The sequence below is a fragment of the Streptomyces liliifuscus genome (genome assembly GCF_016598615.1).
In the GTDB taxonomy this organism is placed as follows: Bacteria; Actinomycetota; Actinomycetes; order Streptomycetales; family Streptomycetaceae; genus Streptomyces; species Streptomyces liliifuscus.
This window is the reverse complement of sequence record NZ_CP066831.1, coordinates 2,048,973-2,075,299: the sequence shown is the minus strand read 5'-3', so window position 1 is coordinate 2,075,299 and position 26,327 is coordinate 2,048,973. Positions and strand designations below refer to the sequence as shown.

Genomic DNA, 26,327 nt, shown 5'->3' with positions numbered 1-26,327 from the left:
GCGGGCTCTCCTTGAAAGGCTCACGCGTGACCACCGAAGCGTACGTGTACGACGCGATCCGCACCCCGCGCGGCCGCGGCAAGGCGAACGGCGCCCTGCACGGCACCAAGCCCGTCGACCTGGTCGTCGGGCTCATCCACGAGATCCGGGCCCGCTTCCCGGGACTCGACCCCGCCGCCATCGACGACATCGTGCTCGGTGTCGTCGGACCCGTCGGCGACCAGGGCTCCGACATCGCCCGGATCTCCGCCATCGCCGCCGGACTGCCCGACACGGTGGCCGGAGTCCAGGAGAACCGCTTCTGTGCGTCGGGCCTGGAAGCCGTCAACCTCGCCGCGATGAAGGTCCGTTCGGGCTGGGAGGACCTCGTCCTCGCGGGCGGCGTCGAGTCGATGTCCCGGGTGCCGATGGCCTCCGACGGCGGCGCCTGGTTCGCCGACCCGATGACCAACATCGCCACCAACTTCGTACCGCAGGGCATCGGTGCCGACCTCATCGCCACCATCGAGGGTTTCTCGCGCCGGGACGTCGACGAGTACGCGGCGCTGTCCCAGGAGCGCGCCGCCGCGGCCTGGAAGGACGGCCGGTTCGAGAGGTCCGTCGTCCCCGTGAAGGACCGCAACGGACTCGTCGTCCTCGACCACGACGAGCACCTGCGCCCCGGAACGACCGCCGACTCGCTGGCCAAGCTCAAGGCGTCGTTCGCGGACATCGGTGACCTGGGCGGCTTCGACGCCGTGGCGCTGCAGAAGTACCACTGGGTGGAGAAGATCGACCACGTCCACCACGCGGGCAACTCCTCCGGCATCGTGGACGGCGCCTCGCTGGTCGCCGTCGGCTCGAAGGAGGTCGGCGAGCGGTACGGGATCACCCCGCGCGCGAGGATCGTCTCCGCGGCGGTCTCCGGCTCCGAGCCGACCATCATGCTGACCGGGCCCGCGCCCGCCACGCGCAAGGCGCTCGCCAAGGCCGGGCTGACCATCGACGACATCGACCTCGTCGAGATCAACGAGGCCTTCGCCGCGGTCGTCCTGCGCTTCGTGAAGGACATGGGCCTGTCCCTGGACAAGGTCAACGTCAACGGCGGCGCGATCGCCCTCGGTCACCCGCTCGGCGCCACCGGCGCGATGATCCTCGGCACGCTCGTCGACGAACTGGAGCGCCAGGACAAGCGGTTCGGCCTCGCCACCCTGTGCGTGGGCGGCGGCATGGGCATCGCCACGATCGTCGAGCGCGTCTGACCTCCCAGCGGATCAACGGACTTCCAACGGACTTCTACGGAGAACCCCCTCATGACCGAGAGCACCACCATCCGCTGGGAACAGGACGAGACCGGCATCGTCACCCTGGTCCTCGACGATCCCGACCAGTCCGCGAACACCATGAACCAGGCGTTCCGCGACTCGCTCGCCGTGATCACCGACCGTCTGGAGGCGGCGGTCCAGGCCGATCCCGACGCCATCCGCGGCATCGTCTTCACCTCCGCCAAGAAGACCTTCTTCGCGGGCGGTGACCTGCGCGACCTCATCCGGGTCACCCCCGAGACCGCCCAGCAACTCCTCGACGGCGGCCTCGCCATCAAGAGCCAACTCCGCCGCATCGAGACGCTCGGCAAGCCCGTCGTCGCCGCCATGAACGGAGCGGCCCTGGGCGGCGGCTTCGAGATCGCGCTGGCCTGCCACCACCGCGTCGCCCTCGACGCGCCCGGCTCCAAGATCGGCTGCCCCGAGGTCACACTCGGCCTGCTGCCCGGGGGCGGCGGCGTCGTCAGGACCGTACGCCTCCTGGGCATCGCCGACGCGCTCCTCAAGGTGCTCCTCCAGGGCACCCAGTACAGCCCGCAGCGCGCCCTGGAGAACGGCCTCGTCCACGAAGTGGCCGCCACCCGCGAGGAGATGCTCGCCAAGGCCCGCGCCTTCATCGACGCCAACCCCGAGTCGAGCCAGCCCTGGGACAAGCCCGGCTACCGCATCCCGGGCGGCACCCCGTCCAACCCGAAGTTCGCGGCCAACCTGCCCGCCTTCCCGGCCAACCTGCGCAAGCAGACGAACGGCGCGCCCTACCCGGCGCCGCGCAACATCCTCGCGGCGGCCGTCGAGGGTTCGCAGGTCGACTTCGAGACCGCGCAGGTCATCGAGGCGCGTTACTTCGTGGAGCTGGCCGCGGGCCAGACCTCCAAGAACATGATCCAGGCCTTCTTCTTCGACCTCCAGGCCGTCAACTCGGGCGCCAACCGGCCCAAGGGCATCGAGCCGCGCCCGGTCCGCAGGGTCGCCGTCCTGGGCGCCGGGATGATGGGCGCGGGCATCGCGTACTCCTGCGCCCGCGCGGGCATCGACGTCGTCCTCAAGGACGTGTCCGCCGAGGCGGCGGCGAAGGGCAAGGGCTACTCCGAGAAGCTCTGCGCCAAGGCAGTCTCCCGGGGCCGTACGACCCAGGAGAAGGCGGACGCGCTGCTCGCCCGCATCACGCCGACCGCCGACCCTCAGGACGTGGCGGGCTGCGACGCCGTCATCGAGGCCGTCTTCGAGGACTCCGCGCTCAAGCACAAGGTGTTCCAGGAGATCCAGCACATCGTCGAACCGGACGCGCTGCTCTGCTCCAACACCTCGACCCTGCCGATCACCGCGCTCGCGGAAGGCGTCGAGCGACAGGTCGACTTCGTCGGACTGCACTTCTTCTCGCCCGTCGACAAGATGCCGCTCGTCGAGATCATCAAGGGCGAGCGCACCGGCGACGAGGCACTCGCCCGCGCCTTCGACCTCGTACGGCAGATCAGGAAGACCCCGATCGTCGTCAACGACTCGCGGGGCTTCTTCACCTCCCGCGTCATCGGGCACTTCATCAACGAGGGCGTGGCGATGGTCGGCGAGGGCATCGAGCCCGCCTCCATCGAACAGGCCGCCGCCCAGGCCGGCTACCCCGCCAAGGTCCTCTCCCTGATGGACGAGCTCACCCTCACCCTGCCGCGCAAGATCCGCGCCGAGTCCAAGCGGGCCGTCGAGGAGGCGGGCGGCACCTGGACGGCGCACCCCGCCGACGAGGTCATCGACCGCATGGTCGACGAGTTCGGCCGCCCCGGGCGCAGCGGCGGCGCGGGCTTCTACGAGTACGGGGAGGACGGCAGGCGCGCCGGACTGTGGCCCGGGCTGCGCGAGCACTTCACGCGCGCGGGAGCCGGGATTCCGTTCCAGGACATGCAGGAACGGATGCTCTTCTCCGAGGCGCTCGACACCGTCCGGCTCCTGGAGGAGGGCGTCCTGACGTCCGTCGCCGACGCCAACATCGGCTCGATCTTCGGGATCGGCTTCCCCGGCTGGACGGGGGGCGTTCTGCAGTACATCAACGGGTACGAGGGCGGGCTGCCGGGCTTCGTGGCTCGCTCGCGTGAGCTCGCCGAGCGGTACGGGGAGCGGTTCGCGCCGCCGGCGCTGCTGGTGGAGAAGGCGGAGAAGGGGGAGCGGTTCACGGACGCGTGAGCGTTAGACGCCGGTTCCCATCCCCTGGGGCTCCGCCCCAGACCCCGTGGGGTGTGATTTCGGGTGCGGGCCGGTGGGGGCTGATCGCGCAGTTCCCCGCGCCCCTAAAGACCTAGGGGCGCGGGGAACTGCGCAGTGTTTTGGTCTTTTGGGGGTTCGGGGGCGGAGCCCCTGAGTCAGGGACGATGGGGGTCCCCCCGCTCGAGCGAAGCCGAGAGTGGGGGAGGGTAGGGGCGGCGGGGGCGAGAAAAACCCCGCCTCAGCCAGCCGTACCGCTGAGCGACACGCTCCCCTTGCCCCCCGCCCCCACGGCCCCGACGCTGACCGACGAACCCAGTTCCCCGTCCCCGCGAGGAGCCAACGATGGGCCGCCACCCCGCCCCCGCCCTCCTGGACATCCTGCGCGGCGAGGGCGTGGACCGCGTCTTCGGCAACCCCGGCACCACCGAACTGCCTTTCCTGGCAGCCCTGGTGGACAACGAAGAGGCACCCGAGTACGTCCTCGGCGTCCACGAGGGCGCGGTCGTCTCCATGGCAGACGGATACGCCCGAGCCACCGGCCGGCCCGCCTTCGTCAGCCTCCACATCGCCGCGGGCCTCGCCAACGGACTCATCGGCCTGCTCAACGCCCGCCGCTCGCGCACCCCACTGGTCGTCATGGCCGGCCAGCAGGACCGCCGCCACCTCCAACAGGACCCCATGCTCTCCGGGGACCTCGTCGCCCTCGCCGCGCCCGCCGTGAAGGCGACCTACGACATCCAGCACGCCCGCGACCTCCCGCTCGCCCTGCGCCGCGCCTTCGCACTCGCCGTACGGCCGCCCGCAGGACCCGTGTTTCTGTCCGTACCCATGGACCTGCTGGCCGAGGACACGGAGGTCGACGTCCCGGCCCGCACGCCGCCGCTCAGGCCCACCCCCGCCGGCGGCCTCGACCGGGCCGCCGTCCTGCTCGGCGCCGCCGCCCGGCCCGTGATCGTCGCCGGGGACGGGGTGGGCCGCGAGGACGCGATGGCCGCGCTCGTCAGGACCGCCGAGACATGCGGCGCACCCGTGCACCACCAACCCATGGCGGACCACCTCGACTTCCCGACCACCCACCCCCTGTACGCCGGGATGCTGCCACCACGCCACGACGCCATCCGCACCGCGCTCGCCCCGTACGACACCGTGCTGATCGCCGGAGCGCACGCGTTCACACCGCACCACTACAGCCCCGGCCCCGCCCTGCCGCCCGGCATCACCGTCGTACAGCTCGACTCCGACCCGGACGAGATCGGCCGCAACTTCCCGGCCGACCACGGGGTCGTGGGCGCACTCCGTCCCTCCCTGGACCGGCTCGCGGAGTTGCTGCGCGAGCGGGTTTCCGAGCGCACGGCGAAGATCCGGGTGCTGCGTGCCTGTGACCGGCACACGGTCGAACGGGAGCGCGCGGAAGCCGCCGCGCGGGCCGCGTACTCACCCGCGCCCCTCGCCCCCTGGGCCGCCGCCCACGCCGTCGCCCGCGGGCTGCCGCCGGGTGCCGCGGTCGTCGAAGAGGCCATCACCGTGGGCCTGTTGCTGCGCCGGCTCGTACACCTCGACCGGCCCGGCAGCTACACGCACACCGTCGGCGGCGGGCTCGGTTGGGGCATCGGCGCCGCGGTCGGCCGTGCCCTCGCCGAGCCGGGGCGGCCCGTCGTCGCGGTGCTCGGCGACGGCTGCGCGCTCTTCGGGCTCCAGGGCCTGTGGAGCGCGGCCCGGTACGCGGCTCCGGTGCTGTTCGTGGTGATGAGCAACGGCGCGTACCGCACGCTCCAGAACACCTACGAGGCGATGGGCGGCAACGGCCCCTGCCCCGGCACCGAGTTGGGGCGACTCGACTTCACACAGGCGGCCCGGTTCTTCGGGATCGACGCCGTGCGCGCGGAGAGTGCGGATCACTTGCGTGAACTGGTGGGCAGAGCTGGGGAGTTGGCGGGTCCGATGCTGGTCGACGTGCCGCTTCGGTAGGGGAGGCCCGGTGGTGTGGCGCTTCGGCGGTAGAGGGCGGGCGGGGCGACGTGACCGCCATTGGACGACGTACGAACTTCCTCGCCCCGCGTACGAGTTCCCCGGCGACCGGGGACTCACAGGGACCCGCACCTTGTCACCCGCGTGCCGGGGCCCGACCATCGGTCCATGACGGACGGTCAGGTGCCTCGGGTCCCTCAGGTGCCGAAGTCGGTACTCGCGCGCGGGGCGGCGCTGCTGCGGGCCTGCGGTGAGGCCGAGGGAGCGCAGAGTCTGGCCGAACTCGCGCTGCGCACGGGGCTGCCGAAGCCGACCGCGCACCGGCTGCTGGGTGAACTGGTCCGGCTGGGGCTCGTGGAGCGCGGAACCGACGGCCGCTACCGCATCGGCCTCGCCCTCTTCGTACTCGGCCAGTCGGCGCCGTCCGCTCGCGAACTGCGGGACATCGCCCTGCCGTTCCTCGGCGATCTGTACGAGGCGACCGGCGAGAACGTGCACCTGGCCGTGCCCGACGGCCCCGACACCCTCTTCCTGGCGAAGCTCACCGGCCGCCGCGCCACACCGATCGTCTCGCGCACGGGCGGCCGCCTGCCCGCCCACTGCACCGCCACGGGGAAGGTCTTCCTGGCGCACGACCCCCGGCCGCCGTGCGTCTCCCTGCCCAGGCTCACCCCGCGCACGCTCGTCCTGCCCGGCCAGCTGGCCCGCGACCTCGCACGGACCCGCGCCCGAGGCTTCGGCGTCAACCTGGAGGAGGCGGAGATCGGCATCTCCGCCGTCGCGGCCCCGGTCTACGCCCACGAACGCCGCCCGGTCGCCGCCATCTCCGTGACGGGCGGGACCCGACGCCTCGACATGGAACGCGTCGGCGCGCGGGTGTGCGCGGCGGCGCGTGCGTTGACGCGGGCGCTGTCGGCGTAGGCGGTCCCCGGGGCGGGGCGCCCCGGGACCGGTCCGGTCACCGCCCGGTCCCGGTCCTCCCTCCCGCCTGCATCGACACCGCCAGTTGGTGCTCGGTCAGTCGGGCGCCGCTCAACTCCTCCACGGTCCGGCCCCGTACGAAGACCAGCACCCGGTCGCAGACCTCGGTCAGTTCGGCGAGGTCGGTCGAGGAGATGAGCACGGCGGCGCCGCCCGCCGCCAACTCGCCCACGATGCGGTGCATTTCGGACCGTACGCCGACGTCGACGCCACGCGTGGGGTCGTCCAGGACGACGATGCGGGGTTCGGTGGCCAGCCACTTCGCGAAGACGACCTTCTGCTGGTTGCCGCCGGACAGCCGCGCCACGACATCGTGAGGGTCGCCGCGCAGACGCAGACGCTCCGTCAAGTCACCAGTACGGCGGACCAGTTCGGCCCGTGAGGGCATGAAACCGCCGCGCCCCAGCGCCAGCCAGCTCACCGCCGTGGTGTTCTCCCACACCGTGCGGTCGGTCATCAGCCCGTACCGTTTGCGGTCGCTCGGCACGAAGGCGACGCCCGCCCGTACCGCGTCCCGCAGGGACCGTGGCAGCCCCCGGCCACCGATGTCGACCCGGCCCACAGAGACGGCCGTACGCCCGCACACCACCGCCAACGCGTCGAGATGGCCCGCCCCTTGGAGTCCGGCCACGCCCACCACCTCTCCCGCGCGCACGGTGAAGGTCACGTCCGCGAGACGCCCCGGGACGCACACCCCGGAGAGCACGACCGGCGGCGGCCCGTCGGTCACGGCACGCGTCCGCCGTACCGGCTGTTGCGGTGTCCCGCCGAGCATCGCCGTCACGAGATCCGGCATGCCTACGTCCTCCCGCCGTACGCCGGCCAGGGTGACCCGTCCGTCGCGCAGCACCGTCACGCGCTGCGCGAGGCGCATCACCTCCTCCAGGAAGTGGGTGACGTACAGGATCGCGATGCCCCGCCCGGTGAGCGTCCGCAGGACCCGTTCGAGACGGTCCACCGCGGCGGCCGGGAGCGCGGACGTCGGCTCGTCGAGCACGAGCACACGCGGCCGACGCAGCAGCGCCCGCGCGATCTCCGTCAACTGCTGGTCGGCGAGCGGGAGTTCACCGAGGAGCGCACCGGGCTCGACGTCGAGTCCCAACTCGGCCAGCACGGGGCGCGCGGCCCGGTCCATCGCACTCCGGTCGAGCAAACCGAAGCGCCGCGGCGGACGGTAGGGGAAGAGGTTCTCCCGTACCGAGAGATCAGGGAAGAGGCTCAACTCCTGGGAGACGACGGCGATTCCACCCGACCGTGCCTCCGGCGCGAGCCTCAGCGTCCCCTCGTCCGGCCGCAGTGTGCCCGACAGGATCCGCACGAGCGTCGACTTGCCCGCCCCGTTCTCGCCGACCAGCGCATGGACCTCGCCGCCCCGAAGCCGGATGTCCGCTCCGTCCAGGGCCCTGACCCCGCCGTACGACTTGACCAGGCCCTGCGCGGCCAGCATGTCGCCGTACGTCATCTCAGCGCGCGTCCTTCAACGGCTTGAGCTGCGCCTTCTGGTCACCGAGCAGCTTGTCGATCACGGGCTTGTACCAGTCGTAGGCCGCCTTCGCGGACTTCTGCCGCGTGATGATCTCGTCGATGTTGGAGGAGTCGACGACCCCGCCGGGGGAGAGGAACCAGCCGTCGGGCAGCTTGCCGTCGTTGTCGCGCACCGACTCGATGAGCATCGCCGTCGAGAGGTAGCCCTTGAGGAAGTGCTGCGGGTCGATGGTGACGAAGTTCGAGCCGTCCTCGACCGCGTCCAGGGTCTTCGGGTCGACGTCGAAGCCCGCCGTCAGCCACTTGCCGTTCTTCTCCTTCTTGATCTTCGCGAGGTTGTAGCTGTCGGCGTCACCGACCCCCAGGAAGGCGAGGGCCTTGGGGTGCGCGCCGACCTGCGACGACCAGGAGCTGTGGTTCTGCCCCGGATCGCTGTACGTCTGGAAGGGGCCGAGCACCTTCACGCCCGGGGCCTCCTTCCTGAACGTGTCGGCGATGCCCTTGGCCCGGTTGTCGAGCACCGGCGTCCCGGGGTTGGGCACCCCGACGACGATCTCCCCCTTCGGGTCGTCGCCGAGCCGCTTCAGCGCCTCCTTGGCCATCAACTCGCCCAGCGCGTAGTTGTCGTTGCCCACGTAGAAGGTCACCTTGCTGCCGTCGGTGGGGGAGGTGTCCAGGGCCACGATCGGGATGCCCTGGTCGACGGCGCGCGCGGCGGGCCGGGTGAAGATCGGCGGATCGAGGTTCTCCAGGACGATGCCGTCCTTGGCGCGGGCCGTGAGGTTCTGGAAGAGCTGCACCTCGGCGGGCCCGTCAGTGTTGGGCGGCCCGACGGCCTTGAAGTTCACGTCGCCCGCGTGGTCCGCGGCGCTCTCGGCGCCCAGCACCATCTCGTGGGCGAAGTTCAGGCTGATGTTGGCCACCGCGATGCCCATGTCGAGCTTGCCGCCGCCCGAGCCGCCGGGGCCGTCGTCATCGCCGCAGCCGGTGGCGGAGAGGAGGACCAGCGCGCCGAGCGCGGCGGACAGCGTACGCAATCGGGAGTGCATGACGGCCTCCAAGGCGGCTCTGAACAAACTCCGAACCAGGCTCCGAACAGGGCCCTGGCCAATCCGAACCAGGCTCCGGACAAAGGGACTTCAATGTCGGCTGCGCCCGCCGCGCCGCAGCGCGCTGTCCGCCGCGACCGCGACGAGGATCACCCCGCCGGTCGCGAACGACGTCCAGTTGATGGGTACTTCGAAGAACACGAGCCCGGAGGCGACGACGGACAGGATCATCGCGCCGGCCACCGCCCCGACCACTGAGCCGCGGCCGCCCGCGAGCGGAGTGCCGCCGATGATGCACGCGGCGATGGCCTGCAGCTCGTAGCCCTGGCCGAGCGTGGGATCGCCGGCGCCGTAGTACGCGAGGGCGAGGACCGCCGCGCACGCCGTGGTGAGACCGGACAGCGCGAGGGCCTGAACACGCGTACGGACGACGGGGATACCGCTGAACGCGGCGGCGTCGGGATTGGACCCGATCGCCCGCACCCGAGCCCCGAACCGGGTGCGGGCGAGCAGCACCGCGAGAGCGACCACGACCGCGAGCAACACCCAGAGCGCGAAGGGCACTCCGGCCGCGTCACCGCCCGCGAGCGTGAAGAACGAGTCGTCCAGCGGCAGATCGGTGATCTGCTTTCCGTCGGCGAGCGCCAGTCCGACGCCCCGGAACAGCATCAGCGTGCCTAGGGTGACGATGAACGACGGCAGGGCGAGCAGCGTCGTGACCAGTGCGTTGAAGACCCCGAGCGCGATCCCGGTGAGCAGCACCGCCGGCACCGCCAGCCAGGGCGCGACGCCCTCCCGTATGAGCAGGGCCCCGACGACCAGGCACATCGCGTAGCTGCCGCCCACCGACAGGTCGACCTCGCGCATGGCGAGCGCGAAGACCATGCCGCACGCCATCAGCGAGATGTAGACGGAGTTGTGCGCCGTGGAGAGCAGGTTGTCGCTGTCGAGGAAGTCCGGGTAGGGGATGCCGATGCCGGCGACGAGCAGGGCGAGTACGACCAGGACGCCGAGTTCGTCGGGCAGCAGCCGCCGCCGGTTCCCGAGACGGCCCGCCAGGAGCCGACCGGGCGACGGCCTGAACCACCGGCCGCCGCCCTGTTCGCGGGCGCGCTCGGCGTCGTCCACGGCACGGTCGGTCTCGGTCATCGGGCACGGCTCCCGAACGCTGGCGGCTGGGGGTTGCCCCGCAGCGTCGGGCCGCCGGGCGCGGGCGGCAACACGGCCGTTCCAGCGAATGGAACAGGGGTCGGTGGTGGTCGGGCCGACTCGGGGAGCCACAGGTCGCAGGGAGCCCCCGCCGAACCCGGCCACCGCGTTCCGAAGACCGGAAACGCCCCCTTGCCCGCCGCCTGACGGGTCATCACACTCACCGGCATGGAGACGCGGACCGCGCTGGTGACCGGAGCGGCACAGGGCCTCGGGCAGGAGTTCGCCGTCGCGCTCGCCGGACGAGGCTATCGAGTCGCCGGGATCGACCTCGTCCCGCAGACCCGGACGGCCGAACGCGTCCTGGACTACGTGGAGTTGATCGCCGACGTCACCGACGAGGCGCAGGTCGACGCGGCTCTTGAGCGGGTGCTGGAACAGTTCGGCACGTTGCACGTCCTGGTCAACAACGCGGGCGTGTACCCGGAGTCGCCCTTCGAGGACACCACGCCCGAGGAGTGGCGGCGTGTCATGCGCGTCAACCTGGAGGCGCCGTTCCTGATGACCCGGGCCGTCCTGCCGTACCTGAAGGCGGCGGGCTGGGGGCGCATCGTGAACATCGCCTCCGCCGCCGTCCTCACCGCACCGCCCACGATGGTGGCGTACACCGCCTCTAAGGCAGGCCTGATCGGCTTCACCCGGGCGCTCGCCTCGGCGCTCGGCCCGTACGACATCACGGTCAACGCGATCGCGCCGAGCATGGTCCGCACCGCGACCGCCGAGCGCACGGTCGGTGCCGGGGGCGGCTTCGAGCACGTCCGCGCCCAACAGGCCGTCCCCAGAACGCAGGAGCCGTCCGACCTCGTCTCCACACTGCTGTACGTCGTCGACGAGGGCAGCGGTTTCCTGACGGGCCAGACGCTCAACGTGGCAGGCGGATCGGCGTACTTGTGAGGGCCGGAGGCGTATGCGTGGGTGTCGGCAGCGGCCGGTGACTCAGGACTCCTCGGTGAGCCACTCCCGCAGCTCTTCCTTCAAGGACCGCTGAAAGGTCGTCAACAGTGCCTGCACCACGAGCGGTTGCATGTGCGCGGACAGGTCCTTCACGGCCTCGACGGACTCACGCTCGGACACCTCGTCCCGGAACAGCAGGGACAGTTCGTGGGCAGCGGCTCGTGTGTGCTTCAGCAGGACCGTGCGCGCGGCGAGGATCGTCTCGTGCGCGATCGGTACGTCGAGCAGCTGGACACCGAGCCGCAGCAGTCCGAGGTCCACGCGGTAGCTGCCCGGGGCGGCCGCCTCCCTGACGACGCTCATCGCGACGAGCCGGTCCAGGTCCTCCGCGCTCAGTGGCCGCCCCGCCCGGCGCTCCAGCTCCGCGCGGTTCATCTCCTCCGCCGAGTCCGGCGCCCAGGAGGCCACCACGGCCCGGTGGATGGCCAGGTCATGGGCGCTGAGCCCCTCCGGCAGCTGCTGCAGATAGCGCTCGATCGCGGCCAGCGTCATCCCCTGGTGCTGCAATTCCTCGATGAGTGCGAGCCGGGACAGATGCTCCTGGCTGTAGTGCCCCACCCGGCGAGGCCCGATCACGGGCGGCGGCAACAGCCCCTTCGTGCCGTAGAACCGCACGGTCCGCACCGTGACCCCCGCCCGCGCGGCCAGCTCATCGACCGTGAGCGTCGGCTCCTCGACGTCCGTCGCCATGACCGCTCCTTCGACTACCACATCTGCCACACGGGTGCGGTGCAACAGTATTGCTGTCTCACCTGAGTTGTGAAAGCTCCCACGGCCGACCGGCGGCCCTCGACGCCGAGACCGATTGTCAGTGGCGGTCCGTACGGTTGGCGTCATGTCGGAGATCACATACGTCCGGGGCGACGCCACCACCCCACTGGGCAAGGGCGTCAAGCTGATCGCCCATGTCTGCAACGACGTCGGGGGCTGGGGCAAGGGCTTCGTCCTCGCCCTGTCGAACCGCTGGCCGGAGCCGGAGGCCGCCTACCGCCGCTGGCACCGCGAGCGCGCGGGCAACGACTTCGCCCTGGGCGCGACCCAGTTCGTCAAGGTCGACCGATATGTATGGGTGGCCAACATGATCGGCCAGCGGGGCACGAAGACCGGCAGCAAGGGCGTCCCCGTCCGGTACGAGGCGATCGACACGGCCCTCGCCCCGCTGGCGGACAAGGCCCTAGAACTCGGCGCCTCCGTCCACATGCCCCGCATCGGCTGCGGACTGGCGGGCGGCAAGTGGTCACGAGTGGAGCCACTGATAACCGAGCGCCTCATAGCAAAGGGCATCAAGGTGACGGTGTACGACCACGGCGACTGAGCGAGCCCGCCAACGAGGCCGGGCCCCGAAAGGGGCGCGGGGAACTGCGCGACCAGCCCAACACAACCCGCACCAGGCCACCTACATCAACGCACCCGCACCCCTACCCGCCCCCCCACGGAGTGCTACCGCTCGTGAACCGAGTTCGTCGCCGCGATCTTCTTCCACGACTTCGGCCGCACCAGCTCCCCCTGAGCCCGAGGCGCGATAGAAGCAGCCCGCGCCGCCGGCGCCTCCGGCTTCGACGCCTGGTACAGCCACGTGTCGAACAGCGACGCGAGCGGCTGCCCCGACACCTCCTCCGCGTACTTCACGAAGTCACCGACCGTCGCGTTCCCGTTCGCGTACTTCTTCGGCCAGCCCTTCAGAATGGCGAAGAACACCTCGTCCCCGATCTCGTTGCGCAGCGCCTGCAAGGCCAGCGCCCCGCGGTCGTACACGGCGATGTGGAACTGGTTCTCCGGCCCGGGATCCCCGGGCTCGACGGTCCAGAACGGATCGTCGGCGGCCCGCGACGCGTACACGTAGTCCGCGATCTCCTGCGCCGTCCCCTCGCCCTCGTGCTCCGACCAGAGCCACTGCGCGTACCGGGCGAAGCCCTCGTTGATCCAGATGTCCTTCCATCCGGTGACGGACACGTAGTCGCCGTACCACTGGTGGGCCAGCTCGTGCACGACCACGGACACGTTCGTCCCGCTCGCGAACTGCCGCGGGCTGTAGAACGGCCGGGTCTGCGTCTCCAACGCGTACCCGGTGTTGGTATTGGGGACATAACCACCCAAAGCATTGAACGGATAAGGCCCGAAATACTCGGACAGCCAGTCCGCGACCTCCCCGGTCCGCTCGATGCTCGCGCGCGCCGCCCCGTAGTTGTCGCCCAGATCCTTGCTGTAGGCGTTGACGATCGGGATGCCGCTCTCCGACGTCCCGGTCGTGAGGTCGAACTTCCCGACCGCCAACGTGGCCAGATACGTGGCCTGCGGCTTGTTCGACCGCCAGCTGTAGCGCGTCCAGCCGGCCCGTGAACTCACCGACTGGAGCGTGCCGTTGGAGATCGCCTGCGAACCGTCGGGCACGGCGACCGACACGTCGTACGTGGCCTTGTCCAGCGGATGGTCGTTGCTGGGGAACCACCACCAGGCCGCCTCGGGCTCGTTCGCCCCGACCCCGCCGTCCGGAGTGCGGTGCCAACTGGTGAACCCGTACGCCTTCTTCGAGGAAGGCACCCCGCTGTAGCGCACCACGACCGTGACGGCCGTGCCCTTGGGCAGCGGGTTCTTCGGCGTGATCTCCAGCTCGTGCTCGCCCGAGGTGGTGAACGCGGCCTTCGTGCCGTTGACCCGCACCTCGCTCACATCGAGCAGGAAGTCCAGATTGAAGCGCGAGAGATCCTGCGTGGTCCTCGCCAGGAGGGTCGCGGTTCCCTCCAACTTGTCCGTCTCCGGCTGGTATTGGAGCCGGAGGTCGTAGTGGGAGACGTCGTATCCGCCGTTGCCGTAAGCCGGGTAGTAGGGATCGCCGATGCCCGGCGCTCCGGGGGAGTAGTCGGCCGCCGATGCCGGGATCGCCAGCAGCAGGGAGGCAGCGAGTGCGCCCGGGGCGATGAGTCTGCGGTGCACGTCAAGCTCCAAGTCGTAGGGGCACGAAGTCTGTTCGGAGCCTATTCATTCGCTGTGGACCCATCGGTGTCCATGACCGCTCCTGTCACACGATCGCCATTCGGCCGACATGAGCGACCCCGTCCCACGCACCTTTCAAGCCACACCACCGGCCGAACCTCCGCACACCCCAATCGGCCCTCTTTTGCACAGGAGTTGACCGGAGTACCTTCCGCGCATGCGGACACCTGCGCGCTACAAGCGCTTCACCAACTGGAGATCGCTCGCGACGGCGGCCACAGCCGCCCTGATGGCCACGCTCCTCACCCCGGTCGCCGCCCACAGCGCCCCGCGGGAGAGCGCCCCCGTCTACTCCTACGACAACGCGATCCGCGAATCCGTCTGGGTGGACACCCAACTGGACGGTGACGGCGACGGGAAGACCGACCGCGTCGCCGTCGACATAGTCCGCCCGCGGGAACCCGCACAGCAGGGCCGCAAGGTACCCGTGATCATGGATGCCAGCCCGTACTACTCCTGCTGCGGGCGCGGCAACGAGAGCCAGCGCAAGACGTACGACGCCAACGGCAACGTCGTGCAGATGCCGCTCTACTACGACAACTACTTCGTGCCGCGCGGCTACGCCTTCGTCGCCGTCGACCTGGCCGGGACCAACCGCTCCGACGGCTGCGTGGACGTCGGCGGCCGCTCCGACGTCCAGTCCGCGAAGGCCGTCGTCGACTGGCTGAACGGCCGGGCCAAGGGCTACACCTCCCGCACGGGGACCACGAAGGCCAAGGCCGGCTGGACCAACGGCAGGACCGGCATGATCGGCAAGAGCTACGACGGCACCATCGCCAACGGCGTCGCCGCCACCGGGGTCGAGGGCCTGGAGACGATCGTCCCCATCGCCGCCATCTCCTCCTGGTACGACTACTACTTCGCCAAGGGCGCCCCCCTCTACGACTCCGGCCCCGAGTGGCTGTCCGACTACGTCGAGAGCCCCGACGCCCGCGCCAGGTGCGCCGCCGTCCAGCAGAAACTCGTCGACGGCGCCCCGCGCACCGGTGACTGGACCAAGCTGTGGACCGAGCGCGACTACGTGAAGGACGTCCGCAAGGTCGACGCCAGCGTCTTCGTCATCCACGGCATGCAGGACCTCAACGTCCGCCCCAAGCACTTCGGCCAGTGGTGGGACGGCCTCGCCGAGAACGGTGTCGACCGCAAGATCTGGTTGTCCCAGACCGGTCACGTCGACCCCTTCGACTTCCGCCGCGCCGAATGGGCCGACACCCTGCACCGCTGGTTCGACCATGAACTCCTCGGCTACGACAACGGCATCGACGACGAGCCGATGGCCGACATCGAGCGCGCCCCCGACCAGTGGGTCACCTCGAACGTCTGGCCCCCGCGTGCCACCGACACCGTGAGCCTGCGCCCGGGCAAGGGAGCGCAGGCTGGCGTCGGCACCCTCGGACTGCGTACCGGATCGGGCACGGAGACCTTCACCGACGACCCGCAGCAGGACGAGACGGACTGGGCCGCCCAGATCGACCAGTCCACGACCGCCAAGGCCGGCTTCACCACCAAGCCGCTCACCCGTGACGTCCGCCTGTCCGGCTCCTCCAAGGTGACCGTCACCGCCACCCCGACCACGTCGAGCGCTCATCTCTCCGCGGTCCTGGTCGACCTCGGCCCGGACACGATCCGCGACTACTCCGCCTCCGGCGAGGGCATCACCACGCTCACCGGCCGCACCTGCTGGGGCCCGAGCACCACAGGCGACAGCTCCTGCTTCAAGGAGACGCAGGCCAAGACCGCGGACGTCGACTACACGGTGTTCAGCCGCGGTTGGGCCGACCTCGGCAACCACCGCTCGGACGACAAGGGCGAACCGCTCACCCCGGGCAAGCGCTACACCATCACCCTCGACCTGCACGCCAGCGACCACGTCGTCCCGGCCGGACACCGCCTCGCGCTGATCGTCGCCGGCACCGACGAGGGCCTCATCGACCCGCCGTCCAGCACTCCGACCCTCGCCCTCGACCTCGCGCGCACGAAGGCCAGTGTCCCGCTCGTCGGAGGCGCCGCCGCCTTCGCACGCGCCACCTCGGGATCCTCGTACGTCACCCCCGACGCCACCCTCGACGGCATCGGCGAGCCGCGTGCCACGCAGCGCGTACCCGGAGGCACCCACTGATGACATCCCGCCGCACAGGAATACTCGCCCTGACGGTGGCGGTGCTCACCGCACCCCTCCTGACGGTGCCCGCCCAAGCCGCCCAGACCCCGCCCCGTACCGGATTCGAGGAGACCGACGGCGCACGCTGGACCACCCCGCCCGAGGAGGGGGACTTCCTCGCCGCCGTCGACAAGTCGAGCAGCCGGGTGTCCATCAGCCGGATCGGCACGACGAAACAGGATCGCCCGCTCCGGCTCGTACGCATCGGCAACAGCCACGCGGCCAACACCGTCCTGTTGGTGTGCAGCCAGCACGGCGACGAACCGTCCGGGCGCGAGGCCTGCCTCACGACGGTCCGTGACCTCGCGTACGCGAAGGACTCCGCCACGCGGAAGTTCCTCGACCGCACCACGCTGCTCGTCGTGCCCACCGCCAACCCGGACGGCCGGGCCGCCGACACCCGCGGCAACAGCGACGGCGTCGACATCAACCGCGACCACCTCGCGCTCCAGACGGCCGAGGGCCGCGCCATGGCCGCCCTCGTCCGCGACCGCAAGCCCGACGTGATCTACGACCTGCACGAGTACGGGGCCACACCCCCGTACTACGACAAGGACCTCTTCGACCTCTGGCCGCGCAACCTCAACACCGACGCGGCCGTGCACGACGAGGGGCAGACCCTGTCGGAGGCGTACGTACGCCCCGCTGCCCAGGAGGAGGGGTACTCGACCGGCACGTACGGGATCTGGACCGACCCCGTGACCGGCGACCCGATCCGGCAGGTCGCGGGCGACGGACAGGAGCGCATCCTGCGGAACATGTCCGGCGTCAAACACGGCGTCGGGCTGCTCATCGAGAGCCGAGTCGACCCCCTCACGGACGCCGAGAAGGCCGACGAGGCACTCAACAACCGGCGCCGCGTCCACTCCCAACTGGCAGCGCTGGACGGGCTGTTCGAGTTCACGGGCGAACGGCGCACCCGCATCGAGGCGGCCACGACGGCGGCCCGGCTGGCCGGCTACCGGGACACAGGCCCGGTCTACGTCGGGGGCGCCGACAACGACCCGGCCGAGCCGTCCGAGATCATCGCGGACCCGCCCTGCGCCTACCGGCTGACGGCCGACCAATACGCGGACGTAAAGGACGAACTCGCCCTGCACGGGGTCAGTGCGCGGCAGGACGCCGAAGGCGCCTTCGTCCCGCTGCGCCAGTCCCTGCGCGCTCTCGTACCGCTGCTCCTCGACGAGCGCGCTCCGTACCGCCTCACGGTCGGGGAGCCCGACACCGACTGCTGAGGCGGGTGAGATCTGTAGCACCTGTGGTAGGTCGTAGGGCATAGCGAGGAAATGGCTTACCCACGGTTTTCCAGGGGAAGGTGCCGCAGATGACTGAAGACCTGTACAAGAGGGGAGGCCGGGAAGGTCCATCGGACATTCCCGGCGGCCCCGGTCAGCACACCGACTGGGTGGTGTTCGGCGTCACCGCCGCCATCACCGTGGCCTTCGTGATCTGGGGATCGGCCGGCACCGACTCCCTGAAGAGCGCCTCCGACAAGATGCTCAGCGGCCTGATGCACAACGGCGGCTGGGCCTTCATGCTGGCCGCCTCGGGTTTTGTGGTCTTCGCACTGTGGCTCGCGATCAGCCGGTACGGCAGGATCCACCTCGGCGCGGAGGGCGAGGAGCCCGAGTTCAAGACCGTGTCCTGGGTCGCGATGATGTTCAGCGCCGGTATGGGCATCGGCCTGATGTTCTACGGCGTGAGCGAGCCGCTCTCCCACTACACGACCCCGCCACCGGGAACCGACCCCGCGGACTCCGCGGAACGCATGCAGACGGCGATGGCCACCACCCTCTTCCACTGGACGCTGCACCCCTGGGCGATCTACGCGGTGGTCGGCCTCGCCATCGCCTACAGCACCTTCCGCAAGCGCCGCCGCCAGACGATCAGCGCGGTCTTCACCCCGCTCATCGGGGAGAAGCACGCGAACGGCGGCGTCGGGCGGGCCATCGACATCCTCGCGATCATCGCCACCGTCTTCGGCTCCGCGGCCTCACTGGGCCTCGGCGCCCTCCAGATCGGCTCCGGATTCACCGAGCTGGACTGGTTGGACAAGGTGAGCGACGGTCTGCTCGTCGTGATCATCGCCGTCCTGACGGTCGCGTTCGTCGCCTCGGCCATCTCGGGCATCGAGAAGGGCATCCAGTGGCTGTCCAACATCAACATGGTGCTCGCCCTGGTGCTCGCGGTCTTCGTGTTCATCGCGGGCCCGACGGTCATCGTCCTCGACCTGCTGCCCACCTCGGTCTTCTCCTACCTCGGTGACCTGCCGCAGCTGGCCGGCCGCACCGAGGCCAGCACCGGCGAGGGCGTCGCGGACTGGCTCGGCAGCTGGACCGTCTTCTACTGGGCGTGGTGGATCTCCTGGACGCCCTTCGTCGGCATGTTCATCGCGCGCATCAGCCGCGGCCGCACCATCCGGCAGTTCGTCGGCGGCGTCATCCTCGTGCCCAGCACCGTCAGTCTCGTGTGGTTCGCGATCTTCGGCGGTACGGCGATGAAGCTGAAGGAGGGCGGCGCGCTCGGTGGCGAGTCGACCCCCGAGGGCCAGCTCTTCGGCGTCCTTCAGGAGTTCCCCATCGCGACCGCGACCAGCCTGCTCGTGATGATCCTCGTCGGCATCTTCTTCGTCTCGGGCGCCGACGCCGCGTCCATCGTGATGGGCACGCTCTCCCAGAAGGGCGCCCTCGAACCCGGCCGCTTCGTCGTGGTGTTCTGGGGCGTGGTCACGGGAGCAGTCGCCGCCATCATGCTGCTCGTCGGCACCGAGGGCAACGCGCTCCAAGGCCTGCAGAACCTCACGATCCTGGCCGCCGCACCCTTCGTCCTCGTGATGATCGGCATGTGCATCTCCCTCATGCGCGACCTGCGCAGGGACCCGGTCATCGTCCGCCGCGAAATGGGCTCCGAGGCCGTCCAACTCGCCGTGATCGAGGGCCACAAGAAGTACGACGGCGAATTCGAGATCAGGGTCGGCCCGGGCGCAGGCACAGAAACGGAGGGCGACCCACTGGGCCACGACCACGGCTGAGTCCCAGCTTGGGCTGGATTGGACCAGATTGGGCTGGATCGGGGCAAGCTTGGCTGCGGGCTGCGGGCTGCGGGCTGCGGGCTGCGGGCTGCGGGCTGCGGGCTGCGGCTCGGCGAGCGCGGCTGTGTGCTGAGGCTCGGCTAGCGCGGTGGCGAAGGCGGGGGCGAGGGCCAGGCTTCGGCTTTTAGGGGCGCGGGGAACTGCGCGACCAGCCACGGCGAACCCGCAGTCGACATACGACCCTCCCGGCGGGGTGCCCTGCGAAGGGCACCCCGCACGGCGCTCAGCCGAAGGCGAGCCCCGCAGCCACCCGCGCACACCCCCAAGCCACAGTCACCCCCGCCCCACCATGCCCATAGTTATGCACCAACACCCCACCCCCACTCCGGACTTCCCGCTCCAACCGCACCGCCGACCGCACCGGCCGCAACCCGACCCGATGCTCCAACACCCGCACCCGCGCCACCGCGGGCCAAAACCGCGCACACTGCTCCACGATCCGCGCGGCCACCGCCGGATCAGGCGTGAGCGACCACTCGTCCTCGTCGGTCGTCCCACCCAGGACCAACCGGTCAGGCTGCGGAAAGAGATAGGTGGTCGTCCCGGCGCCGGCATCCGTCGAGACGAGCCAGTTGCGCACACCGGGGTTCTCCACAATCACGAGCTGCCCCCGCACGGGCCGAACCGCGGGATCCGGTACGAGCTCCCGGGCGCCCAACCCCGTGCAGTTGACGACCACCGGTGCCGCCGCCTCCGCCTCGGCGAGATCAGCCACGGCCCGCACCTCGACCGTCCCGCCCGCCCGCAGGAACCGCTCGCGCAGCCACCGCAACTGCACAGGCATGTCGATCAACGGCAGCCGGGCCCACAGCCCGGTACCCGCGTACTCCTCGGGCGTGGACGCCCGAAGCCCCGGCAGCCGAGCCGCGGCCCACGGCCCCTGCTCGTCCAGCCGCGACCCACCCAGTACGCCCTCGACCATGCGTACGCCCGTCTCCTGGGGCCGCGCCGCCAACTCCTCGTACACGGAAAGTGACTCCAGGGCCCACGCGCGGGCGAGTTCCAGCGGTTCGACGCTGTACGGCCACCACAGCGCGCCCGCAACCGCCGAGGTGGTTCCCTCGGCGGGCTCCCGTGTCCAGATCCGCACCCGCCTGCCGCTCTCGGCCAGAACGACGGCCGTCGTGAGTCCTATGACCCCGCTGCCGACCACGATCACGTCACCGCTTCGATCCCTCGTCACGCGGGGACGGTAGCGGAATGTGTCATGCCGTGCTCAGACAGCGCTCACTCTGGGGATACTCACAGCATGTCTGCCGAGTACGCGACCTTCGGCCTGGCACCGGCGATGCGTGCCGGTGGAGTCCTTGCCAACGGTGACTACCAAGCGCACCGGGATTTCGTCGACTTCATCGTCGACGGCCGCCCGCTGCTGTACCAGCTCTCCGACCTCGACGCCGTGTCCCCCCTCGCCTCCGACGTACCGCCCGCGATCTTCACCGCACAGGTACGCAGTCTCCTCCTGGAAGCCGACGCCCCGCTGGAGGGCGGCCGGTACGTCATCTACGGCTGCCCCGAGTGCGAGGACCTCGGGTGCGGTGCCGTGACCGCCGCGATCGAACGGCACGGCGACGACTACGTATGGCGCGACTTCGCCTGGCAGACCGACGAACACGCGGATCTGGAGCGGAACGGCTATCACGGCATCGGCCCGTTCCTCTTCCACGGCGAGGAGTACCGCGCCGCCCTGGGCTCACTGCTCACCGGCACCGCGGGCGAGCGCCGCAGGGTCCTGCTCATCGGCGCCAGGGCCGCCGTCCTGGCCAAACTCGCCGCCGCCCTGCGGATCATCGGCATCGGTGCCGAGACCGCCCAGGACGCCACCGACATCTCCGCCGACGAACTGCGCACGTACGGCGCCGTCGCCTTCGGCCGAGCGGTCACCGAGCAGGAACGTGCCGCCGTACGGCAGTCCTTCGAGCACGCGGGCGCCGAGGTCGCGTACGTCGAGGGCCTGGCCCCGATCGTCCCGCTCCTGGTCGCCCAGATAGAGAACGCCCTGGACCGCAGCCCCCGGGAACAGCGCCGTTTGACCCGGCTGGTCGCGGCCGACGGCGAGGCGGGCGTCGAGGTCACCTCCACCTGCCGGGTCCAGCTGACCGCGTACCGCCTGGACCGCCTCTACCGCACGCACATGTACGAGGTCTTCGACGGCGTCCTGGAAGCGGGCCGCCACCGGCTCGCCCTGGACGCGAAGGCCACGAAGGGGGAGTCGTTCATCGTGGCGCGCACATCGGGAGGCGTGCTGGTGGAGGCGATGGTGCGCTGACCTCCCGGGGCGCGCCCGGATCCTCCGACGGCCGTGCGCAGGGAGCCCGACATCGGCGCGCCGAGACCCCCGGCATCGGCGCGAGGGCGCCCGCGACGCCGCCGCGCCGGGACCGGGGCGAGTGCGTACCGGCGCCGGAGCGTCCGCGTGCGCGAAAACCAGGGGCGGACGTGCGTGGCCGGGCGATTAGGATCGCCCTCTGATGACTGCCACCCTCGTCGCCAAGAACCTCGCCGCCGGCCACGGCGACCGCTCGCTCTTCTCCGGGCTCGACCTCGTCGTCGCGCCCGGTGACGTGATCGGTCTCGTCGGTGCCAACGGCGCGGGCAAGTCCACCCTCCTGCGGATGCTCGCCGGGCTGCTCACACCCGAGGAGGGCGAGCTGCGACTCTCCCCGCCGGCCGCGACCGTCGGCCATCTGCCGCAGGAGCCGGAGCGCAGGACCGGCGAGACCGTCCGGGACTTCCTGGCGCGCCGCACGGGCGTCGCCGAGGCCCAGCGCCTGATGGACGAGGCCACGCAGGCGCTCGTCGACGGGGCACCGGGTTCGGACGACGCGTACTCGACCAGCCTGGAGCGCTGGCTCGACCTCGGCGGTGCCGACCTCGACGAGCGGGCCGAGGAGGTCGCCGACTCGCTCGGTCTCGCCGTCGGTCTGGACCACCCGATGACCGCCCTCTCCGGCGGCCAGGCCGCCCGCGCCGGACTCGCCTCGCTCCTCCTCTCCCGCTACGACGTGTTCCTGCTCGACGAGCCGACCAACGACCTCGACCTGGACGGCCTGGAGCGCCTCGAACGCTTCGTCTCCGGCCTGCGCGCCGGCACGGTCGTCGTCAGCCACGACCGCGAGTTCCTCACCCGCACGGTCACCAAGGTCCTCGAACTCGACCTCGTCCAGCAGCAGATCAAGCTGTACGGCGGCGGCTACGAGGCCTATCTGGAGGAGCGGGACGTGGCCCGTCAGCACGCCCGCGAGGACTACGAGGAGTACGCCGACAAACGGACCGCGCTGGAGGGGCGGGCCCAGATGCAGCGCTCCTGGATGGACAAGGGCGTCAAGAACGCCCGGCGCAAGGCGAACAACGACAACGACAAGATCGGCCGCAAGTTCCGCAGCGAGGCCAGCGAGAAGCAGGCCGCTAAGGCCCGGCAGACCCAGCGCATGATCGAGCGGCTCGACGTGGTGGACGAGCCGCGCAAGGAGTGGGAATTGCGGATGGAGATCGCGGCCGCCCCGCGGTCCGGCGCCGTGGTCGCCACCCTGCGGGACGCCGAGGTCCGGCGGGGCGATTTCAACTTCGGCCCGGCCACGCTCCAGATCGACTGGGCGGACCGGGTCGCCGTGACCGGCGCCAACGGCGCGGGCAAGTCGACCCTGCTCGGGGCGCTGCTCGGCCGGGTGCCGCTGGACTCCGGCCACGCCAGCCTCGGCTCCGGAGTGATCGTCGGCGAGGTCGACCAGGCCCGCAAGCTGTTCCACGGCCCGGAGGCACTGATCGACGCGTTCTCCGCGGCCGTGCCCGACACCGAGCCCGCCGAACTCCGCACCCTGCTGGCCAAGTTCGGCCTCAAGGCGGAGCACGTCCTGCGCCCGGCCGCCACGCTCTCCCCGGGCGAACGAACCCGCTCGGCCCTGGCCCTCCTCCAGGGCCGGGGCGTCAACCTCCTCGTCCTCGACGAGCCGACGAACCACCTCGACCTGCCGGCCATCGAGCAACTGGAGTCGGCCCTCGACTCGTACGAGGGCACGCTGCTCCTGGTCACCCACGACCGCAGAATGCTGAACGCGGTCCGAACGACCCGCCGCCTGGAGGTGGCATCGGGCAAGGTGACAGAGCGCTAGAGCGCCCCGAAGGGGCGCGGGGAACCGCGCGACCAGCCACGATCCACCGGCAGTTCTGCCACGCGCCCCCAGTGATCAGCGCTTGCCCTTTTTCGGGTCGGCAAGCCCCGCCCGCCGCAAGGCGTCCGCCATCGCACTGTTGGCGGGCGGAGGCGCCTGACGGGACCCCCCGCCACCGCCCCCGCCACCACCGGCACGGCCGCCCTGCCGCTGCTGCCCCCGCTGAGGCGGTCGCCCACCCCGCTGAGGCCGATCCTGCCGCCCCTCGCCGGAGGCAGCCGCCTCGTCGTCCAGCCGCAGCGTCAGCGAGATCCGCTTGCGCGGGATGTCGACCTCGAGCACCTTCACCTTGACGATGTCACCGGACTTCACCACGTCACGCGGGTCCTTGACGAACGTCTTGGACATCGCGGAGACGTGCACCAGACCGTCCTGGTGGACGCCGACGTCCACGAAGGCACCGAAGGCGGCCACGTTCGTCACGACCCCTTCGAGGACCATCCCGGGGGTCAGGTCGGAGATCTTCTCCACGCCGTCCTTGAAGGTGGCGGTCTTGAAGGCGGGCCGCGGGTCGCGCCCCGGCTTCTCCAGCTCCTTGAGGATGTCGGTCACGGTCGGCAGACCGAACGTCTCGTCCACGAAGTCGTCCGGCCTCAGCGACCGCAGCACACTCGTGTTCCCGACCAGCGAGGCGACCTCGCTGCCCGCCGTCTTCACCATCCGCCGCACCACGGGATACGCCTCGGGGTGCACGCTGGAGGCGTCCAGCGGGTCGTCACCACCACGGATCCGCAGGAAGCCCGCGCACTGCTCGTACGCCTTGGGGCCGAGCCGTGCCACGTTCTTCAGCGCCGTACGCGAGGTGAAGGGGCCGTTCGTGTCGCGGTGCGCCACGATGTTCTCGGCGAGTCCGGAGGTGATGCCGGAGACCCGGGAGAGCAGCGGGGCCGAGGCGGTGTTCACGTCCACGCCCACGCCGTTCACACAGTCCTCCACGACCGCGTCGAGGGAGCGGGAGAGCTTCACCTCGGACAGGTCGTGCTGGTACTGGCCGACACCGATCGACTTCGGGTCGATCTTCACCAGCTCGGCGAGCGGGTCCTGGAGGCGGCGGGCGATGGATACGGCGCCGCGCAGCGACACGTCCATGCCGGGCAGCTCCGCCGAGGCGAACGCCGACGCCGAGTACACGGACGCGCCCGCCTCGGACACCATCACCTTCGTGAGGTTCAACTCCGGGTGCTTGGCGATGAGTTCACCGGCGAGCTTGTCGGTCTCGCGGGACGCCGTGCCGTTGCCGATGGAGATCAGCTCGACCGCGTGCTCCTTGGCGAGGCGGGCGAGCTTGGCGACGGCCTCGTCCCACTTGTTCGCCGGGACGTGCGGGTAGATGACGTCCGTGGCGACGACCTTGCCGGTCGCGTCCACCACGGCCACCTTCACACCCGTACGGAAACCCGGGTCCAGGCCCAGCGTCGAGCGCGTGCCCGCAGGGGCGGCGAGCAGCAGGTCGCGGAGGTTCGCCGCGAAGACGTTGACCGCCTCGTCCTCGGCGGCCGTCCGCAGCCGCATCCGCATGTCGATGCCGAGGTGCACGAACAGCCGGGTGCGCCAGGCCCAACGGACCGTGTCCGTCAGCCACTTGTCGGCGGGACGGCCGCGCTCGGCGATCCCGAAACGGTGGGCGACGATCCCCTCGTACGAGGACGGGCCGGGCTGTTCGGAGGGCTCCTCGGGCTCCAGGACGAGGTCCAGGACCTCCTCCTTCTCGCCGCGCAGCATGGCGAGAATCCGGTGCGAGGGCAGGTCGGTGAAGGGCTCGGCGAAGTCGAAGTAGTCGGCGAACTTGGCGCCCGCCTCCTCCTTGCCGTCCTTCACCTTGGCGGCCAGCCGGCCCCGCACCCACATGCGCTCGCGCAGCTCGCCGATCAGGTCGGCGTCCTCCGAGAACCGCTCGGTGAGGATCGCGCGGGCGCCGTCCAGGGCGGCCTGCGGGTCGGTGACGCCCTTGTCGGCGTCCACGAAGGCCGTGGCCGCGGCGATCGGGTCGACGGACGGGTCCCCGAGCAGCCCCTCGGCCAGCGGCTCCAGGCCCGCCTCACGGGCGATCTGCGCCTTCGTGCGCCGCTTCGGCTTGAACGGCAGATAGATGTCCTCCAGCCGCGCCTTGGTCTCGGCGCCACGGATCTGCGCCTCCAGCTCGTCGGTGAGCTTGCCCTGCTCGCGCACCGAGTCGAGGATCGCCGTGCGCCGCTCCTCCAGCTCCCGCAGATAGCGCAGCCGTTCCTCGAGCGTGCGCAGCTGCGCGTCGTCGAGCATCTCGGTCGCTTCCTTGCGGTAGCGGGCGATGAAGGGCACCGTCGATCCGCCGTCGAGCAAGTCGACGGCGGCCTTGACCTGCCGCTCCCGTACGCCGAGTTCCTCGGCGATCCTGCCTTCGATGGACCCTACGAGGGGTGTCGTCACGATCCCGTACCGCCTTCTTGACTGAGGTTGCGCGGCAATTGTGGCAGGTGGCACCGACAACGGGGGATCAGGGCGGCGAACAGGGCCGTGGCACGGCAGCGGAACACGCGGGGAGCCGGACACACCCGTGGTGTGTCCGGCTCCGGTGGCGGTCCGCGGTCAGGCCCTGCGGGCCCGCCCGCCGCGCCGCGTCGACTGGGAGGCGCCGCCGAAAAGCCGGGCCAGGGCCCGGAACGGCAGCGTCACAACTGTGGCGATGGCTCCGCCGATCTGCCGCAGTACGTCTGCGATGGCACGGAACACGTGTTTCCCCTTTCCTCTCCCGGCCGGCACGGCCGGGCAAAGGCCGAGTACCTC

The 26,327-nt window shown here is 70.7% G+C and carries 19 protein-coding genes; 11 read left to right on the top strand and 8 right to left on the bottom strand.

Translation table 11 applies throughout. The annotated features are described in order from the left end of the window. Positions 1–26 precede the first annotated feature (26 nt). From JEQ17_RS08885 to JEQ17_RS08870, 4 genes are all read left to right on the top strand, one after another. A complete protein-coding gene (locus tag JEQ17_RS08885; RefSeq protein WP_200394717.1) occupies positions 27–1,241 on the top strand; it encodes an acetyl-CoA C-acetyltransferase in 1,215 nt (404 codons plus the stop codon). A 51-nt stretch (positions 1,242–1,292) separates the two neighbouring features. Further along, positions 1,293–3,479 carry a 3-hydroxyacyl-CoA dehydrogenase NAD-binding domain-containing protein gene (locus JEQ17_RS08880; RefSeq protein WP_200394716.1) on the top strand — a complete coding sequence of 729 codons (2,187 nt, stop codon included), beginning with the start codon at positions 1,293–1,295 and terminating at the stop codon, positions 3,477–3,479. Between the two features lie 363 nt (positions 3,480–3,842). Beyond that, positions 3,843–5,468, top strand: a complete 1,626-nt coding sequence (locus JEQ17_RS08875) for a thiamine pyrophosphate-binding protein (protein ID WP_200394715.1) — start codon at positions 3,843–3,845, stop codon at positions 5,466–5,468. 168 nt (positions 5,469–5,636) lie between these two features. Continuing rightward, positions 5,637–6,389, top strand: coding sequence for an IclR family transcriptional regulator (locus tag JEQ17_RS08870; protein ID WP_200394714.1), 753 nt, complete (start codon positions 5,637–5,639; stop codon positions 6,387–6,389). A 37-nt stretch (positions 6,390–6,426) separates the two neighbouring features. Here the strand turns inward: JEQ17_RS08870 and JEQ17_RS08865 are convergent, their stop codons facing one another. From JEQ17_RS08865 to JEQ17_RS08855, 3 genes are all read right to left on the bottom strand, one after another. After that, a complete protein-coding gene (locus tag JEQ17_RS08865) occupies positions 6,427–7,911 on the bottom strand; it encodes a sugar ABC transporter ATP-binding protein (protein ID WP_200394713.1) in 1,485 nt (494 codons plus the stop codon). A gap of 1 nt (position 7,912) precedes the next feature. Then, positions 7,913–8,983, bottom strand: coding sequence for a sugar ABC transporter substrate-binding protein (locus JEQ17_RS08860; RefSeq protein ID WP_200394712.1), 1,071 nt, complete (start codon positions 8,981–8,983; stop codon positions 7,913–7,915). A gap of 90 nt (positions 8,984–9,073) precedes the next feature. Further along, positions 9,074–10,132, bottom strand: a complete 1,059-nt coding sequence (locus JEQ17_RS08855; RefSeq protein ID WP_200394711.1) for an ABC transporter permease — start codon at positions 10,130–10,132, stop codon at positions 9,074–9,076. Positions 10,133–10,360: 228 nt separating this feature from the next. Between JEQ17_RS08855 and JEQ17_RS08850 the strand changes: the two genes are divergently transcribed. Further along, positions 10,361–11,086: an SDR family NAD(P)-dependent oxidoreductase gene (locus tag JEQ17_RS08850; protein ID WP_200394710.1), complete on the top strand. Its 726-nt coding sequence runs from the start codon at positions 10,361–10,363 to the stop codon at positions 11,084–11,086. A gap of 42 nt (positions 11,087–11,128) precedes the next feature. Here the strand turns inward: JEQ17_RS08850 and JEQ17_RS08845 are convergent, their stop codons facing one another. Continuing rightward, positions 11,129–11,836 (bottom strand): MerR family transcriptional regulator, encoded by a 708-nt coding sequence (locus JEQ17_RS08845; RefSeq protein WP_200394709.1) that lies wholly within the window; start codon positions 11,834–11,836, stop codon positions 11,129–11,131. 145 nt (positions 11,837–11,981) lie between these two features. Here JEQ17_RS08845 and JEQ17_RS08840 point away from each other — a divergent pair, with 145 nt between their 5' ends. Beyond that, positions 11,982–12,461 carry a macro domain-containing protein gene (locus tag JEQ17_RS08840; protein ID WP_200394708.1) on the top strand — a complete coding sequence of 160 codons (480 nt, stop codon included), beginning with the start codon at positions 11,982–11,984 and terminating at the stop codon, positions 12,459–12,461. 125 nt (positions 12,462–12,586) lie between these two features. Here the strand turns inward: JEQ17_RS08840 and JEQ17_RS08835 are convergent, their stop codons facing one another. Then, positions 12,587–14,080 (bottom strand): M1 family metallopeptidase, encoded by a 1,494-nt coding sequence (locus JEQ17_RS08835; RefSeq protein ID WP_200394707.1) that lies wholly within the window; start codon positions 14,078–14,080, stop codon positions 12,587–12,589. Between the two features lie 217 nt (positions 14,081–14,297). Between JEQ17_RS08835 and JEQ17_RS08830 the strand changes: the two genes are divergently transcribed. The 3 genes from JEQ17_RS08830 to JEQ17_RS08820 all read left to right on the top strand — a co-directional run bounded on the left by JEQ17_RS08830 (position 14,298) and on the right by JEQ17_RS08820 (position 19,332). Beyond that, complete coding sequence (locus tag JEQ17_RS08830; protein WP_200394706.1) at positions 14,298–16,259, top strand: Xaa-Pro dipeptidyl-peptidase; 1,962 nt, start codon at positions 14,298–14,300, stop codon at positions 16,257–16,259. After that, entirely contained in the window at positions 16,259–17,536 is a 1,278-nt protein-coding gene (locus JEQ17_RS08825) for a M14 family metallopeptidase (protein ID WP_200394705.1), read from the top strand. Before JEQ17_RS08830 ends, JEQ17_RS08825 begins: the two co-directional genes overlap by 1 nt. Positions 17,537–17,625: 89 nt before the next feature. Continuing rightward, positions 17,626–19,332: a BCCT family transporter gene (locus JEQ17_RS08820; protein WP_200394704.1), complete on the top strand. Its 1,707-nt coding sequence runs from the start codon at positions 17,626–17,628 to the stop codon at positions 19,330–19,332. Positions 19,333–19,615: 283 nt separating this feature from the next. On the opposite strand, the gene JEQ17_RS08815 is transcribed toward JEQ17_RS08820, so the two are convergent. Beyond that, positions 19,616–20,575 carry an FAD-dependent oxidoreductase gene (locus JEQ17_RS08815; RefSeq protein WP_200394703.1) on the bottom strand — a complete coding sequence of 320 codons (960 nt, stop codon included), beginning with the start codon at positions 20,573–20,575 and terminating at the stop codon, positions 19,616–19,618. Positions 20,576–20,641: 66 nt separating this feature from the next. On the opposite strand from JEQ17_RS08815, the gene JEQ17_RS08810 reads away from it, so the two are divergent. Both JEQ17_RS08810 and JEQ17_RS08805 read left to right on the top strand, forming a co-directional pair. Further along, positions 20,642–21,661: an oxidoreductase gene (locus tag JEQ17_RS08810; RefSeq protein WP_200394702.1), complete on the top strand. Its 1,020-nt coding sequence runs from the start codon at positions 20,642–20,644 to the stop codon at positions 21,659–21,661. A gap of 202 nt (positions 21,662–21,863) precedes the next feature. Then, positions 21,864–23,504: an ABC-F family ATP-binding cassette domain-containing protein gene (locus tag JEQ17_RS08805; protein ID WP_200394701.1), complete on the top strand. Its 1,641-nt coding sequence runs from the start codon at positions 21,864–21,866 to the stop codon at positions 23,502–23,504. A 75-nt stretch (positions 23,505–23,579) separates the two neighbouring features. Here JEQ17_RS08805 and JEQ17_RS08800 read toward each other — a convergent pair whose 3' ends face one another. Further along, a complete protein-coding gene (locus JEQ17_RS08800) occupies positions 23,580–25,970 on the bottom strand; it encodes a Tex family protein (protein WP_200394700.1) in 2,391 nt (796 codons plus the stop codon). 159 nt (positions 25,971–26,129) lie between these two features. Next, positions 26,130–26,273 (bottom strand): LPFR motif small protein, encoded by a 144-nt coding sequence (locus JEQ17_RS08795; RefSeq protein WP_186001070.1) that lies wholly within the window; start codon positions 26,271–26,273, stop codon positions 26,130–26,132. Positions 26,274–26,327 lie beyond the last annotated feature (54 nt).

Coding starts and splice junctions, on each gene's coding strand:
- JEQ17_RS08880 (WP_200394716.1), top strand. CDS start 1,293: ATGACCGAGAGCACCACCATCCGCTGGGAACAGGACGAGACCGGCATC.
- JEQ17_RS08875 (WP_200394715.1), top strand. CDS start 3,843: ATGGGCCGCCACCCCGCCCCCGCCCTCCTGGACATCCTGCGCGGCGAG.
- JEQ17_RS08870 (WP_200394714.1), top strand. CDS start 5,637: ATGACGGACGGTCAGGTGCCTCGGGTCCCTCAGGTGCCGAAGTCGGTA.
- JEQ17_RS08865 (WP_200394713.1), bottom strand. CDS start 7,911: ATGACGTACGGCGACATGCTGGCCGCGCAGGGCCTGGTCAAGTCGTAC.
- JEQ17_RS08860 (WP_200394712.1), bottom strand. CDS start 8,983: ATGCACTCCCGATTGCGTACGCTGTCCGCCGCGCTCGGCGCGCTGGTC.
- JEQ17_RS08855 (WP_200394711.1), bottom strand. CDS start 10,132: ATGACCGAGACCGACCGTGCCGTGGACGACGCCGAGCGCGCCCGCGAA.
- JEQ17_RS08850 (WP_200394710.1), top strand. CDS start 10,361: ATGGAGACGCGGACCGCGCTGGTGACCGGAGCGGCACAGGGCCTCGGG.
- JEQ17_RS08845 (WP_200394709.1), bottom strand. CDS start 11,836: ATGGCGACGGACGTCGAGGAGCCGACGCTCACGGTCGATGAGCTGGCC.
- JEQ17_RS08840 (WP_200394708.1), top strand. CDS start 11,982: ATGTCGGAGATCACATACGTCCGGGGCGACGCCACCACCCCACTGGGC.
- JEQ17_RS08830 (WP_200394706.1), top strand. CDS start 14,298: ATGCGGACACCTGCGCGCTACAAGCGCTTCACCAACTGGAGATCGCTC.
- JEQ17_RS08825 (WP_200394705.1), top strand. CDS start 16,259: ATGACATCCCGCCGCACAGGAATACTCGCCCTGACGGTGGCGGTGCTC.
- JEQ17_RS08820 (WP_200394704.1), top strand. CDS start 17,626: ATGACTGAAGACCTGTACAAGAGGGGAGGCCGGGAAGGTCCATCGGAC.
- JEQ17_RS08810 (WP_200394702.1), top strand. CDS start 20,642: ATGTCTGCCGAGTACGCGACCTTCGGCCTGGCACCGGCGATGCGTGCC.
- JEQ17_RS08805 (WP_200394701.1), top strand. CDS start 21,864: ATGACTGCCACCCTCGTCGCCAAGAACCTCGCCGCCGGCCACGGCGAC.